General features: G+C 60.6%; 12 protein-coding genes. 4 read left to right on the top strand and 8 right to left on the bottom strand.

From position 1 onward, the window contains the following. Positions 1–284: 284 nt before the first annotated feature. The 4 genes from DJ564_RS30035 (at position 285) to creD (ending at position 4,590) form a co-directional block, all read left to right on the top strand. Positions 285–791: an ATP-dependent zinc protease gene (locus tag DJ564_RS30035; protein ID WP_109635414.1), complete on the top strand. Its 507-nt coding sequence runs from the start codon at positions 285–287 to the stop codon at positions 789–791. 59 nt (positions 792–850) lie between these two features. Beyond that, positions 851–1,531 (top strand): two-component system response regulator CreB, encoded by a 681-nt coding sequence (creB, locus tag DJ564_RS30030; protein ID WP_109635412.1) that lies wholly within the window; start codon positions 851–853, stop codon positions 1,529–1,531. After that, a complete protein-coding gene (gene creC, locus DJ564_RS30025; RefSeq protein WP_109635410.1) occupies positions 1,531–2,952 on the top strand; it encodes a two-component system sensor histidine kinase CreC in 1,422 nt (473 codons plus the stop codon). The genes creB and creC overlap by 1 nt, the downstream gene beginning before the upstream one ends. Before the next feature lie 267 nt (positions 2,953–3,219). Beyond that, positions 3,220–4,590 (top strand): cell envelope integrity protein CreD, encoded by a 1,371-nt coding sequence (gene creD / locus DJ564_RS30020; protein WP_109635408.1) that lies wholly within the window; start codon positions 3,220–3,222, stop codon positions 4,588–4,590. A gap of 208 nt (positions 4,591–4,798) precedes the next feature. On the opposite strand, the gene DJ564_RS30010 is transcribed toward creD, so the two are convergent. The 8 genes from DJ564_RS30010 to DJ564_RS29975 all read right to left on the bottom strand — a co-directional run bounded on the left by DJ564_RS30010 (position 4,799) and on the right by DJ564_RS29975 (position 14,017). Then, entirely contained in the window at positions 4,799–5,428 is a 630-nt protein-coding gene (locus DJ564_RS30010; protein ID WP_109636236.1) for a glutathione S-transferase, read from the bottom strand. Between the two features lie 157 nt (positions 5,429–5,585). After that, positions 5,586–5,765, bottom strand: coding sequence for a hypothetical protein (locus DJ564_RS30005; RefSeq protein ID WP_109635406.1), 180 nt, complete (start codon positions 5,763–5,765; stop codon positions 5,586–5,588). Further along, on the bottom strand, positions 5,762–6,895 hold the full coding sequence (locus DJ564_RS30000; protein WP_109635404.1) for a PepSY domain-containing protein: 1,134 nt from the start codon (positions 6,893–6,895) through the stop codon (positions 5,762–5,764). Before DJ564_RS30000 ends, DJ564_RS30005 begins: the two co-directional genes overlap by 4 nt. Before the next feature lie 71 nt (positions 6,896–6,966). Further along, entirely contained in the window at positions 6,967–9,393 is a 2,427-nt protein-coding gene (locus DJ564_RS29995) for a TonB-dependent siderophore receptor (protein WP_109635402.1), read from the bottom strand. Between the two features lie 235 nt (positions 9,394–9,628). Next, positions 9,629–10,600: a FecR domain-containing protein gene (locus tag DJ564_RS29990; RefSeq protein ID WP_109635400.1), complete on the bottom strand. Its 972-nt coding sequence runs from the start codon at positions 10,598–10,600 to the stop codon at positions 9,629–9,631. Then, on the bottom strand, positions 10,597–11,115 hold the full coding sequence (locus DJ564_RS29985; RefSeq protein ID WP_109635398.1) for an RNA polymerase sigma factor: 519 nt from the start codon (positions 11,113–11,115) through the stop codon (positions 10,597–10,599). The genes DJ564_RS29990 and DJ564_RS29985 overlap by 4 nt, the downstream gene beginning before the upstream one ends. Before the next feature lie 257 nt (positions 11,116–11,372). Then, positions 11,373–12,080: a PolC-type DNA polymerase III gene (locus DJ564_RS29980; protein ID WP_109635396.1), complete on the bottom strand. Its 708-nt coding sequence runs from the start codon at positions 12,078–12,080 to the stop codon at positions 11,373–11,375. Beyond that, entirely contained in the window at positions 12,077–14,017 is a 1,941-nt protein-coding gene (locus tag DJ564_RS29975; RefSeq protein WP_109635394.1) for a putative nucleotidyltransferase substrate binding domain-containing protein, read from the bottom strand. The genes DJ564_RS29980 and DJ564_RS29975 overlap by 4 nt, the downstream gene beginning before the upstream one ends. Positions 14,018–14,212: the final 195 nt, after the last annotated feature.

The following is a 14,212-nucleotide window of genomic DNA, read 5'->3' as shown; positions in this document are numbered from 1 at the left end:
AGGCCAAATCGGCGGTGACGAATGTTTCACCTTTACATCGTTATGCTTGCAGCCTGATGAGATCCCTGTGGCGAGGGAGCTTGCTCCCGTTCGGCGGCGAAGCCGCCGTAAATCCATTCAACTCGGTGTTCCTGACAAGTCAATTCACATAGCTTTGGGGCCGCTTCGCAGCCCAGCGGGAGCAAGCTCCCTCGCCACAAAGGTATGTGCTCGTCCAACTATCGTTGTTGTTTGCGGTCTAGAATTCGGCCACTGCGCCCCCATTCCCAAAGGATGCCCATTACGTGAAATCCCTCCTTGCACTGCTTTCCCTCGTGGCCCTGCCGGTCCTGGCTGCCGAGCCGACGCTGTACGGGCGTTACGAATACATTGCGCTGCCGGAAATCGGCGGCGAAGTCCTCAAGGCCAAAATGGACACCGGCGCCCTGACGGCGTCGCTGTCGGCCAAGGACATCGAAACCTTCACCCGCGACGGCGACGAGTGGGTACGTTTCCGCCTCGCCACCAAAGACGCGAGCAACAAGGTCTACGAACACAAGGTCGCGCGGATCAGCAAGATCAAGACCCGCTCCGAAGAAGACGATGATGACAAGGAAGCCATCGAGCCAACCAAGCGTCCGGTGGTCGATCTGGAGCTGTGCCTGGGCAACGTCAAGCGTACCGTCGAGGTCAACCTCACCGACCGCAGCAGCTTCAACTACCCGTTGCTGATCGGTGCCAAGGCCTTGCGTGAATTCGGCGCAGCGGTAAACCCGGCGCGACGTTTCACCGCCGACAAACCCGACTGCTGATTGACGGAATGTGAGGCTTGGGGCACCGTTCGCCCACTTAACTGCCGGGCTCGGACGCCATGCCTCATATCCTGATTGTTGAAGACGAAGCGGCGATTGCCGACACCCTGATATTCGCGTTGCAGGGCGAGGGGTTTACCACGACCTGGTTGAGCCTCGGCGTGGCGGCGCTGGAGCATCAGCGCCAGACGCCGGCCGACCTGATCATTCTCGACATTGGCCTGCCGGACATCAGCGGCTTTGAAACCTGCAAGCAATTGCGGCGTTTCAGCGAAGTGCCGGTGATCTTTCTCAGTGCCCGTGATGCGGAAATCGATCGCGTGGTGGGCCTGGAAATCGGCGCCGACGATTACGTGGTCAAACCGTTCAGCCCCCGGGAAGTTGCCGCGCGGGTCCGGGCGATTCTCAAGCGTATGGCGCCGCGCCCGGTGGCCGAGGTTTCGTCGACGCTGTTTCGGATCGACAGCGAACGCGTGCAGATCAGCTATCGCAATCAGCCATTGATCCTCACGCGGCACGAATTCCGTTTGCTGCAATGCTTGGTGGAACAACCCGAACGCGTCTTCAGTCGCGAGCAGTTGCTCGATGCGCTGGGGGTCGCCGCCGATGCCGGTTACGAGCGCAGCATCGACAGCCACATCAAAAGCGTGCGCGCCAAACTGCGTCTGGTGAAGGCTGACGCCGAACCGATCCAGACCCATCGCGGCCTCGGCTACAGCTACAGCCCGGGGCATAGCTGATGCCACTGGGGATCCGGATTTTCCTGGTCTACGTGCTGTTTATCGGCCTGACCGGTTATTTCGTGCTCAACACGGTGATGGAAGAAATCCGCCCCGGGGTGCGTCAATCCACCGAAGAAACGCTGGTGGATACGGCAAACCTGATGGCCGAGATCCTGCGCGACGACTTCAAGGCCGGCACCCTCAATCAGAACCGCTGGCCCGAACTGCTCAAGGCCTATGGCGAACGGCAGCCGAAGGCAAGCATCTGGGGTTTGCCGAAGAACCAGGTCAACCACCGCATCTACGTCACCGACGCCAAAGGCACCGTAGTGCTGGATTCCAGCGGCGTAGCGGTGGGCCAGGATTATTCGCGCTGGAACGACGTCTACCTGACGTTGCGCGGTGAATACGGTGCGCGTTCCACTCGCAGCGATCCCAACGATGCGACCTCCTCGGTGATGCACGTCGGCGCCCCGATTCGCGACAACGGCCGGATCATCGGCGTGGTCACCGTGGCCAAGCCCAACAGTTCGTTGCAGCCTTATGTGGATCGCACCGAGCGTCGATTACTCGCCTATGGCGCCGGACTGATCGGCCTGGGCCTGCTGTTCGGCGCGCTGTTGTCGTGGTGGTTGAGCGCGGCGCTGCGGCGCTTGACGGCTTATGCGCAGGCGGTGAGTGAAGGCCGGCGCGTCGAAGTGCCGCATTATCGCGGCGGTGAGCTGGAGCAACTGGCGACGGCGGTGGAACAGATGCGAACGCAGCTGGAAGGCAAAGCCTACGTCGAGCGTTATGTGCACACGTTGACCCATGAATTGAAGAGCCCGTTGGCGGCGATTCGCGGTGCGGCGGAGTTACTGCAAGGGGAAATGCCGTTGAATCAGCGGCAGCGTTTTGTCAGCAACATCGACAGCGAAAGTGTGCGCATGCAGCAGTTGATTGAACGGTTGCTGAACCTGGCCCAGGTTGAGCAGCGCCAAGGGCTGGAAGAGCGGGTGGCGGTGCCATTGGCGGGGCTGTTGGATGAGTTGCTCAATGCACAGGCCGCGCGAATCGAAGGCAAGAAGTTGCGTGTGGAACAGCGGATTGCCCCGGACATGAACCTGCATGGCGAGCCGTTTCTGCTGCGTCAGGCGTTGGGGAATCTGCTGGAAAATGCTTTGGATTTCACTACGCCTCAGGGCGTGCTGCGATTCAGCGCCGAGAGGGTCGGTGAACAGATCGAGTTCAGGCTGTTCAACCAGGCTGAGGCGATTCCTGACTATGCGTTACCGCGTTTGAGTGAGCGCTTCTATTCCTTGCCGCGACCGGACAGTGGGCGCAAGAGCACCGGGTTGGGGCTTAACTTTGTGGAAGAAGTGGTCAAGTTGCATGGCGGGACATTGAGCATCGGCAATATTGACGGCGGTGTTGAAGTCAAATTGTGTATGCCAGCTTAGAATCACCCCTCACCCTAACCCTCTCCCAGTGGGCGAGGGGACTAACCGATGTGTTATGTAGAAAATTGGCGACTTGAGATATCGAGTGGGACTCATCATTTGAAAGACTTGAAGATCGGCTCCCTTTCCCCCTCTCCCCTCTGGGGAGAGGGTTGGGGTGAGGGGTGGATCTTCCGCTGAAACACTCTCCACAAAGTCTCCACATTCCCCCCACAAAACCCCCACACACCCCTCCCAGACTCTCCCCATCCAAACAGGGAGAGTCCCATGAACCGCAGCCTGACCATAAAACTCGGGGCCATTGCCCTTCTGATTCTGTTATTGCTCATTCCGTTGCTGATGATTAACGGCGTCATCCAGGACCGCCAGCAATTGCGCGACGGCGTGCTTGAAGACATTGCCCGCAGTTCCAGCTACAGCCAGCAACTGAGCGGACCGTTGATGGTGGTGCCGTATCGCAAAGTGGTGCGCACCTGGAAACTCAACGAGAAAACCAACGAGCGCTATCAGGAAGTCGGTGAAGAACGCGGTCGTCTTTATTTCCTCCCGGAGCGCTTCGAGCTCGACGGCCAGGTGCAGACCGAACTGCGTTCCCGAGGCATTTACGAGGCGCGGCTGTTCCACGCCGACAACCGTATCAGCGGGCATTTCTCGGTCCCGGCGCAACTGGGCATCAAGGAGGACTTCGCTGATTACCAGTTCGACCAGCCGTTTCTGGCCGTCGGCATCAGCGACATTCGCGGCATCGAAAACGCCCTGAAACTCGAACTCAATGACCAGCGCCTGGACTTTGTTCCAGGCACTCAGGTGGGCTGGTTAGGCGAAGGTGTTCACGTGACGTTGCCGGCGCTGGATGCGAAGCAAGCCACGGAGTTGACCTTCGGTTTCGACCTGCGGCTGCAAGGCACCGGTCAGTTGCAGATCCTTCCAGTGGGCAAGACCAGCAAAGTGTCGCTGAGCGCCAACTGGCCGCACCCAAGCTTCATAGGCAATTACCTGCCGGCCCAGCGTGAAGTCACCGATCAAGGCTTTACCGCCAACTGGCAGACCTCGTTTTTCTCCACCAATCTGCAGGAAGCGCTAAGCAGCTGCGTGTCTGGCGGTGGTTGCGAGGCATACAACGGCCGCAGCTTCGGCGTGAGCTTCATCGATCCGGTGGACCAGTACCTGAAGAGCGATCGGGCGATCAAATATGCACTGCTGTTCATCGTGCTGACCTTCGCCGGATTCTTCCTCTTCGAAGTGCTGAAAAGCCTGGCGGTGCACCCGGTGCAATACGCATTGGTGGGCGTGGCGCTGGCGTTCTTTTACCTGTTGCTGCTGTCGCTGTCGGAGCACATCGGTTTTGCCCTGGCTTATCTGTTGTCGGCGGGTGGCTGCGTGTTGTTGATCGGCTTTTATGTCTGCCATGTGCTGCGTAGCGTGCGTCACGGCTTGAGCTTTTCGGCGGGGTTGGCGGCGCTGTATGGCTTGCTCTACGGCTTGTTGAGTGCCGAGGATTACGCGCTGCTGATGGGCTCGCTGTTGCTTTTCGGCTTGCTCGGTGTGTTCATGGTGCTGACCCGCAAGCTGGATTGGTACGGAATCGGGCCGAAGCCGGCCAAGCCGCTGGCGTTTGATATTGGAGCGGTGGAATGAGCCGGTCGCTGGGGTTGCGTGAGGATCAGCGGGAAGGGGAGGTGTTGGCGACGCTGATTGCGGTGTTGTTTCCTGTTGATCCGGTGTGGTGCCATCGCGGGCAAGCCCGCTCCCACAAGGGATCTTCTGCGAACACGAATTTCGCGCACGCCAAGGAGCCTGTGGGAGCGGGCTTGCCCGCGATGAGGCCGGTACAGTCGGCGAAGATCTAGAGCTTCGGCATCGTCGCCACCATCGAAGGCCGCTGACTCACCTCGAAATACCAGGCCGCCAATTGTGGATTCGCCTCGCGCCATTCCAGATCCGGATGCCGCAAGTCGAGGTAACCCAACGCACACGCCACGCTGATCGCCGCCACATCAAAATGGCTGGTCAGCTCGGCAATCGCATCCTTCTCCAACAGCGCCAATGCGCGACGAATCTTGTCGCGCTGGCCATCGAGCCATTCGTCCCAATGCTTCTCGGGGGCTCGCAGGACCATTTCATACCGAACCATCACCGAAGCGTCCATGATCCCGTCGGCCAGGGAGGCCAGGGTCAAACGGCGCCAGCGGGCCGAGCCTTCGCGGGGGATCAGCGGATTGCCGACGTGTTGATGGTCGAGGTAATCGAGGATCACCCGGCTGTCATGGATGACGTTGCCGTCGGCCAGGCGCAGGGCCGGGATCTTGCCCAGGGGGTTGTCTTCGTTGAGCGCCTGATCCGGGCTAACCGGTGTGAGCACGCAGTCTTGCAACGCCACGCGGTCGGTCTGACCGGTTTCGTGCAACAGCACCATGACTTTGCGAACGAAGGGCGATAACGAATTGTGGAACAGGGTCATGCTGGGGGCGGACATGGCAGCGTCTCGGAGTTGGGCAGTGCTGGGCAGCATAGCGCGTTCAAGAGATTGCTCAAGATCGTGGGGGCGAGCCTGCTCGCGAAGAGGTCGTTTACATTCAGCACCCCTGTTGAATGTCAGGCCGCCATCGCGAGCAGGCTCGCTCCCACAAGGATCAGCGGCGTTGCAGCAGGCCGCGCAGGGCAAGCACAGCGGGGACGCCCAAGCCAACCCAGCTCAAGGCATCCCAAACGCCATCGCCCAGCAGCGCGGCGAACAGCCCCGCGGCGCTGAGCAGCGCAATTACGGTGGGCGTGGCGAAGACCTTCCAGAAGTTCGACTGTCGTGGCCTCATGCTTGAGCCTCCGCCTGTTCGAGCACCGGTTTTTTCGCCGCCCTGCGCCGCACCACCCACAGATAAACCCCACTGCCCAGCACGACGATGGTCAGCACATCCAGGGTCGCCCAGAGGATTTTCATCGGCATGCCGCCGTAATCACCAAAGTGCAGCGGTTGCGACATGCCCATGGCGTCCATGTACCACGGTCGTTCGGCCACCGCCGTAACTTGCAGGGTACTGGCATCGATCAACACCGGGGTCAGCAGGTGCGACGTCAGGTGGGTGCTGCCTTTCATGAACACAGCGTAATGGTGTTCGCTGGAAAACCGTGTGCCGGGGAAGGCGATGAAATCGGGTTGCATGCCTGGCGCGACTTCCTTGGCGATGTCGAGCAAACGAGTCGCTGGCGCCAATTGCGTCAGCGGTGGCGCATCGCGATACGGTGCGATCATCGTGCTCAAGGCGTCGTTACGCCACGCGGCGATCAGCAGGTCGGCGCAAGCACTGATCACGCCGGTAACCCCGACCACCAGCGCCCAGGTCAGGGTGACCACCCCGATCAAGTTGTGCAGGTCGAGCCAGCGCAGGCGAGTGGATTTGTCCTGGCGCACGGTGGCGAATTTCAAGCGGCGCATGAACGGCAGGTACAGCACCGTCCCGGAAACAATCGCCACGACAAACATCAGTCCCATGAACGCCAGCAGCAACTTGCCCGGCAGACCGGCGAACATGTCCACGTGCAGACGCAGCATCACCATCATGAAACCGCCGTTGGCCGACGGCATCTCCAGCGCTTCACCGGTGCGGGCGTCGAGCATGAAGGTGTGCGACGAATTGGGTTCGGTGCCGGCGGTGGCGGCCATGATGGCGATCGCGGCGTTGGGTTCTTCCTCGTCGAAGCCGAAATACTGCATGACTTCACCGGGGCGATGTTTTTCCGCCGCCTGCACCAACTGCTGCAAATTCAGTTGCGGGGTGTCCGCCGGCATGTGCTTCAACTCGGCGGCATCGCCCAGCAGATGGTCGATCTCGTGGTGAAAGATCAACGGCAAGCCGGTCAGCGCCAGCATCAGCAGAAACACCGTGCAGATCAGGCTGGTCCAGGTGTGAATACATGACCAGCGGCGAATCGTTTTGCTCTTCATTTGATGGCCTTCAGAAATACCAAAGCCGTCCTCGAGGGACGGCTTGGTCTTGGAGCGTTCAGATCAGGCAATTACCACTTGTAAGTCGCACTGGCGACGACGCTGCGCTGGTCGCCGTAGTAGCAGTAGAAACTGTCACAGGTGGAGATGTAGTCCTTGTCCAGCAGGTTGGTGGCGTTCAGTGCCAGCGACGCGCCTTTCAGGCTGTTGTCCAGACGGCCGAGGTCGTAATGGACCGCCGCGTCGAACACGGTGTAGGCATCGGCCTTGCCCAGCCAGGTGTTGCCCTGATCGCCGTAGGTATTGCCGGTGTAGCGAGCGCCGGCACCAATGCCGAAGCCGTCCAGCACGCCGGCGTGCCAGGTGTAATCGGCCCACAGCGAAGCCTGTTGGTTAGGCATCAATTGCAGACGGTTGCCCTTGTTGTCGCCTTTTTGCACTTCGGATTTGGCCAAGGTGTAGGCGGCGATGATTTTCAGGTTTTCGGTGACGTCGGACACTGCTTCCAGCTCCAGGCCCTTCACTTTCACTTCGCCGGTCTGGCTGGTGATCGGTGTGGCGCCGACGGTGGTGGTGACCGAGACGTTTTTCTGGGTCAGGTCATACACCGCCGCGCTGAGCAGGGTGTTGCTGCCTGGTGGCTGGTACTTGATGCCCAGTTCCCACTGCTTGCCTTCGGTCGGCTTGAACGATTCGGTGCTCGAAGCTGACGCGCCGGTAGTGGGCTGGAAGGATTCGGCATACGACAGGTACGGCACAAAGCCCGAGTCAAATACATAGCTGATCGCCGCGTTGCCGCTGAAAGCCTTGTCGCGCTGGGTGTTGGTGGCATCGCCCTTGTTGAAGAACTCGGTGCTGGTGTGGACCCAATCCTCACGTCCGCCGACAGTCAGGCGCCATTGGTCGAGGGCCATTTGATCCTGCACGTACAGGCCGGTCTGGTAGGTCTTCTGGTTGTAGTCGTAGAACGCGGTAGAGCGCGGTGGACGAACGATCGGCTGGCCATAGATCGGGTTATTGACGTTGGTGGTCAGTCCGTCGCCAAAAATCGAGGTGTAATTGGTGTTGCTGCGCTGGTGGTCGAGACCCAGCAGCAGCGTGTGACGGACATCGCCGGTGGCGAAGTCGGCCTGGAAATTGTTGTCCACGGCGAACTGGCTGATGTCTTCATCGACGATGGTGCTGGTGCGCCCGACGTTGCCGTCGCTATCCACCTGGGTGAACGGGTAGGAGCCGACGGTGAGCCCCTGGAACGACAGATCGGATTTGGTGTAACGCAGGTTCTGCTTGAACTGCCAGACATCGTTCAAACGATGTTCGAACGCATAGCCCAGCGCGTAGTAGGTGCGGTCGTAGTATTCCCAGTCCGGATCGCCGAGGTTTTTGTGATGTGAAACCTTGCCGAACGGCATGTCGATCTTGGTGCCTTGCACCGGCAGGAACTGGCTGGTGATGCCGGTATCGTCGCGGGTGAATTGCGTGAGCAGGGTGAACCTGGTGTCGTCGTCGATGTTCCAGGTCAGGCTCGGCGCGATGTTGTAGCGCTTGTTGTCGACATGGTCGATCTGCGTGCCGCTGTCGCGCACCACGCCGCTCAGGCTGTAGAGGAACTGACCTTCATCATCGATCTTGCCGGTGCTGGCGAAGTTGATCTGGCGCTGGTTGTCGCTGCCGTATTGCAGCTGGATCTCGTGGCTGTCTTCAGCGGTTGGACGGCGGCTGACCATGTCGAGCAGGCCGCCCGGCGGGGTCTGGCCGTAAACCGACGACGCCGGGCCGCGCAGCAGGGCGAGGCGATCGAGGTTCCAGGTTTCCTGTTTCGGGTTGGCGTAGACGCCTTTTGGCAGCGGCAGGCCGTCAAGGAACTGGGTCGGTTCGAAACCGCGTACCCGTAGCCAGTCGGCGCGGGTGTCGCTGCCGTAGCTGCTGGCGACGATACCGGGCATGTAGCGCACGGCGTCGTCGAGGTTCTGCACATTGCGATCTTCCATTTGCTGGCGGGTCGCGACCGAAATCGAGCGCGGCGCTTCGACCAGCGCGGTATCGGTCTTGGTGCCGGCGGCGGTGCGCGTGGCCACGTAGCCTTCGACCGGGCCCCAGGCGCTTTCAGTATTTTCGACGCCGATGACGGCGGTTTCCGGCAGGGCCAGCGTGCCCTCGGGAATGGCGACCAGGCTGTAGGTGCCGGCGCTGCTTTGTTCCAATTGCAAACCGGTGCCGCGCAGGGCTTCACGCAGGGCGGTAGCGGCGTCGAACTGGCCCTTGACCGGCGCGGAAGTCTTTCCCGCGGCCAGCGATGGATTCAACGACAGCGCGAGGCCCGCCTGGCTGGCGATCTGATTCAGGGTGCTGGCCAGCGGCGCGGCCGGCAGGTTGTAGGCGTGAACGCTGGACGCCTGTTCGGCGGCAATCAGCTGACTGCTGGCCAGCGGGGCGCAAAGGGCAATGGCAACTGCCAGCAAGCTGGGGCGCAACAAGGTGTCTAGCGAGCGGGACATACAGCGGCTCCTGAATGGAAATATTTCTCAATTGCCTAGGTGCCGAACGAGAATCCAAAAGTGATAGGGCTGGATGAAAATAATTTCGATTCATCAATTGCGGTGAGGCTGATGACCCCATCGCGGGCAAGCCACGCTCCCACAGGTTTTGTGTCGAGCAGGAAATCTGTGAATGACACCAAAACCTGTGGGAGCGGGCTTGCCCGCGAAGGCGGCCTAGCAGGCGCAACACCTCTCAGGGCTTGGCTTCAGCCTTCGCCACCGTCACCCACCACGGCGTGTGCTGTTCAATCTGCACGGGCAGGGTCGGCAGCAGCGCACTCAAGGCCTTGTCGGTGTCGTGCAGAGGGAAGCTGCCGGTGATCCGCAAGTCAGCAACCTCCGGCGCAACGCCCAAATGCCCGCGTCGATAGCGACCGAGTTCGTGCACCAGGTCTTCCAGTCGTGCGTTGTCCACCACCAGCATGCCGCGGGTCCAGGCATCGGCGCCGAGGTTCAGCGCGACGATTGGGCCCAGGCCATTGCTGCGCATCAGCACTTGCTGGCCTTCACGCAGGATCTGCTCCTCAGGACTCGATTCCGGATGGGCCGCCACTGCGGACTGCAACACGCTCAGCCGCGTGCCGTCGTCCTCGCGCTTGACCAGGAACCGCGTGCCCAGCGCTCGCAGGCTGCCTTCGCGGGTTTCGACGATAAACGGCCGGGCATCGCCGTGACCGGTTTCGACGAGAATCTCACCTTCCTGAAGGATGATCAGCCGCTGCTTCTCATCGAAGCGCACGTCCACGGCGCTGTGGGTGTTGAGGTTGATCAGCGTGCCGTCGGTCAGGCGCAGGGTGCGCTGCTCGCCGGTGGCGGTGCGCTGGTCGGCCAGCCAATAGTCGATGGGCAGATAACGATCACCGGCGAACAGCGCCATTCCGATCACGGCGATGATGCTGGCCAGGCCACTGCCGAGTTTGCGTACCCGCCGGCGAATGCTTTCGCGCGATTGCAGTAACGCCGTGCGAGCCGGGCCGCTGGCGACGCTGAAACGCTGGTCGAGCATGCCCAACTGGCGCCACGCCCGAGCGTGTTCCTCGTGGGCGGCATGCCATTTGACGAACTCTTCGCGCTCCACCGGGTTGCCGGAATCCAGGGACAATTGCCAGGCAATCGCGGCATCCAGCACGTGGGCTGATACCGGTTTGGAACTGGCCGGGCTCATATTGGCTCACCGTACAGCGCGATGTAGCACTGACGAATGCCTTGTGCCAGGTACTGACGAACCCGGGGCACCGACACGCCCAGACGCTCGGCGATTTCCGTGTGTCCGAGGCCGTCGATACGGTTATAGAGAAACGCCGCCCGGGCCTTGCTTGAAAGCTTGCCGAGCAGGCGGTCGATGTTTTTCAGGTCTTCGAGGATCAGCTGCTGTTCTTCCACCGACGGTTGTTCGCCTTCGGGGATCAGCATCAATTCGGTGAGGTAGGCCTGTTCCAGCGCTGCGCGACGGAAATAGTCGAACAGCAAGCCCTTGGCGATCGCCACCAGAAACGCCCGCGGTTCGCGAGGCTCCTTCAGTTCATCGCGGCCCAGCAAGCGCACGAAAGTGTCCTGACTCAGGTCTTCGGCCCGTTGCGGACAGGCCACATTGCGTCGCAGCCAAGCCAATAGCCAACCGCGATGGTCGCGATACAACGCACCAACGAGCTCACTTTGGGGGCTTTGGACTGACGACACGCAGCATCACCGATTGGGAAGTGTTAACTAACGAGAATTGTTCGCGATTGTGGCAGAGGCGGGGGAGGTAAGCAATTGGCCACTGGTCAGGTGAGTTTCCAGGGCATTGTGCAAAGTAACCTGTGGCGCGGGAGCTTGCTCCCGCTGGGGCGCGAAGCGGCCCCTTGCATTTATCCAGGCAGACCCGTATCGCTGATTGACGACGGCTGCGCAGCCGAGCGGGAGCAAGCTCCGTCGCCACAGAAGATTTGCTTGTCTTAAAAGGACGGCACCCGCTGCCGGCGTTTCCATTGGCTCACTCGCTGCTGCAAATTCAGCGGGCTATGAATCTGCTGCTGCCGCGCCCGGCTGAACAAAATCAACGCCAGTTCCGCCGTGGCCAACGCATCGGCGCTGGCGTTATGCCGTTCGAAGACTTCCAGCTTGAACCAGTCGATCCACTCATCCAGCCCGGCATCGCGAATGTGCGCCTGCGGACACAGCAGCGGTGCGATGTCCGCCACATCCAGAAACGGATGCTGCAATTTGTAGCCCAAATGGTCCTTCAACGAACGCCCAAGCATGTGTTGATCGAACGGCGCATGAAACGCCAGCACCGGACTGTCACCGACGAACTCCATGAAGTCGAGCAGCGCCAGTCCCGGATCGCTACCGGCGGCAATCTCACTCGGCCCCAGGCCATGAATCAATACGCTGGGCCCCAGCTTCATATCGGCGCATTGCAGCGTGCGTTCGAATTGCTGGCTGAAATCGATTGCGCCGTCCTCGATCACCACCGCGCCGATCGACAACACCCGGTCCTTGTTCAAGTTCAGGCCAGTGGTTTCCAGGTCGAGCACCACCCAACGCTGCTCGCGCAGGCTGCACTCGCTCAGCTCTGCCGCCGAGGGCAAGCGTTGCAGACGCTGCTGGAGTTCGCCGGTCAGGCTTGGGCCTGCCGGGCGCAGCCACGAAAACAGGCTCATAGCTGATACCGCAGGGCCAGGCTGCTTTGCAGGCGTTGAGCCTGGCGCAGGGATTCGCGCAGGATCCGTCGGTCCAGGTGATTGAGGCTTTCCGGATCGACCCGGTTGGAGTAAGGCAAGTTCTCCCGGGTCTGTAGCTGATGTTGCTGCATGCGGGTTTGCTGGATGAAGTGATACGCCTCTTCATACGCAGCACCGTCCAGCCGTTCAATGACCTCTTTGGCCACCAATTCGCGAAAGCGCTCCAGGGTGTTGTTGGACTCGATGCCATGGGCCAGGGCCAGCAATCGAGCGCCGTCGACGAAAGGCGTCAGGCCTTGAACCTTGAGATCCAGCGTGGCTTTCTCGCCATTCTTGCGCGCCAGCACGAACTCCCGGAAACGTCCTACGGGCGGACGGTTGCGCAAGGCGTTCTCGGCCATCATCCGCTGGAACAGCCGATTGTCGTTCACCTGATCGAGAATGCCCTGACGCAGCTGATCGCAGCCCTGCTCGTCGCCCCAGACCACGCGCAGGTCAAAATAAATGCTCGAACCCAGCAGGTTCTCTGGCGTCGCCTCGCGAATAAACGCCGCAAAGCGTCGCGCCCATTCGGCCCGGGACAAACACAGTTCGGGGTTGCCGGCCATGATGTTGCCCTTGCACAGCGTGAAGCCGCAGAGCGCCAGGCTCTGGTTGATGTGCTGGGCAATCGGCAGCAATTGACCGCGGATTTCGGCGGCATGGGCCGCGTCCCGGGCTTCGAACAGAATGCCGTTGTCCTGATCGGTATGCAGCGTCTGTTCGCGGCGACCTTCGCTACCGAAACACAGCCAGCTGAACGGAATGCCTGGGTCTCCTTTCTCGGCGAGGGTCAGTTCGATCACCCGGCACACCGTGTGATCGTTGAGCAGGGTGATGATGTGGGTGATCTGGGTCGAGGAGGCACCGTGCGCCAGCATGCGTTCGACCAGTTGACCGATCTCGCCGCGAATCGCCACCAGGTTTTCCAGTTTCTGGGCGCTGCGAATGGTCCGCGCCAGGTGCACCAGGTCGACCCGTTGCAGTGAAAACAGATCCCGCTCGGACACCACGCCACACAGACGATGGTCTTTCACCAGGCAGACGTGGGCGATGTGGCGCTCGGTCATGGCGATCGCCGCATCGAAAGCGCTGTGGTCCGGCGACAGGAAAAACGGCGCCCGGGTCATGTGCTGTTCGATGGCTTCATTGAAGTCGTCCGTGCCGTCGGCCACCACATGGCGCAGGTCTCGCAGGGTGAAAATGCCCAGCGGGGCTTTGTGCTCGTCGACGATCACGATGCTGCCGACCTGTTGCTCATGCATCAGGGTCACGGCTTCACGCAATGGCGTGGCGGGGCTGCAGGTCACCGGATGACGCATGGCCAATTCGCCCAGCCGCGTGTTCAGTGAATATTGAGTGCCGAGGGTTTCCACGGCTTTTTGCTGGACTTGCTGATTGACCTGATCCAGCAGGCTGCTGACACCACGTAGGGCAAAGTCACGAAACGTGGTGGAAAGTGCGAACAGCTTGATGAACGCCAGCTTGTTCAGCTGTAGGCAGAAGGTGTCTTCGGCCGCCAGGTGTTCGGTACGGGTTGCGCGCTCACCCAGTAGCGCGGCGAGGGGGAAACACTCGCCGGTGGTGATTTCAAAGGTGGTTTCAGTGCCGCCCTTGGCCGTATGCGGGCGTTCACCCACGACCCGACCTTGCTTGACGATATAGAAATGCTCAACCGGCCCATCGGCAGGTTTGATGATGCTCTCGCCAGGGGCGTAGAAACGCATCTGGCATTGTTCAACCAGGTACGCCAGGTGCGCGTGTTCCATCTGATTGAAGGGCGGGAAGCGCTGAAGGAATTGCAAAGTGCCCTGGATGTTCTGCAACACCGCGGTTTTCCCTGCCTGGGTGAAGGCGTCCGCTTTACTCATAACCATGACCGCAGTCTTTTTGAATTGTTGTTGTCGGATGACTCAGCCATGGTCGGCCTCTATGCGCAGGGTGCCCATTGGACGTAAGTCTAGGTCGGGCGTTGCAGGCGTCGGAAGTTAGGAAATGTCTGACGCAAATGCAGGAAAAACCTCCTACATTGGCTATAGGAAAAGTTTCCGACGAAGTGCACATTGTAGGTC

The sequence above is a fragment of the Pseudomonas sp. 31-12 genome (assembly GCF_003151075.1).
Classification (GTDB): Bacteria; Pseudomonadota; Gammaproteobacteria; order Pseudomonadales; family Pseudomonadaceae; genus Aquipseudomonas.
The sequence above is the reverse complement of the archived record's forward strand: the minus strand, read 5'-3'. Positions and strand labels throughout refer to the sequence as shown.

What these genes read in the sequence shown, in the direction of transcription:
- creB (WP_109635412.1), top strand. Translation starts at nt 851, where the DNA reads ATGCCTCATATCCTGATTGTTGAAGACGAAGCGGCGATTGCCGACACC.
- creC (WP_109635410.1), top strand. Translation starts at nt 1,531, where the DNA reads ATGCCACTGGGGATCCGGATTTTCCTGGTCTACGTGCTGTTTATCGGC.
- creD (WP_109635408.1), top strand. Translation starts at nt 3,220, where the DNA reads ATGAACCGCAGCCTGACCATAAAACTCGGGGCCATTGCCCTTCTGATT.
- DJ564_RS30010 (WP_109636236.1), bottom strand. Translation starts at nt 5,428, where the DNA reads ATGTCCGCCCCCAGCATGACCCTGTTCCACAATTCGTTATCGCCCTTC.
- DJ564_RS30005 (WP_109635406.1), bottom strand. Translation starts at nt 5,765, where the DNA reads ATGAGGCCACGACAGTCGAACTTCTGGAAGGTCTTCGCCACGCCCACC.
- DJ564_RS30000 (WP_109635404.1), bottom strand. Translation starts at nt 6,895, where the DNA reads ATGAAGAGCAAAACGATTCGCCGCTGGTCATGTATTCACACCTGGACC.
- DJ564_RS29995 (WP_109635402.1), bottom strand. Translation starts at nt 9,393, where the DNA reads ATGTCCCGCTCGCTAGACACCTTGTTGCGCCCCAGCTTGCTGGCAGTT.
- DJ564_RS29990 (WP_109635400.1), bottom strand. Translation starts at nt 10,600, where the DNA reads ATGAGCCCGGCCAGTTCCAAACCGGTATCAGCCCACGTGCTGGATGCC.
- DJ564_RS29980 (WP_109635396.1), bottom strand. Translation starts at nt 12,080, where the DNA reads ATGAGCCTGTTTTCGTGGCTGCGCCCGGCAGGCCCAAGCCTGACCGGC.
- DJ564_RS29975 (WP_109635394.1), bottom strand. Translation starts at nt 14,017, where the DNA reads ATGGTTATGAGTAAAGCGGACGCCTTCACCCAGGCAGGGAAAACCGCG.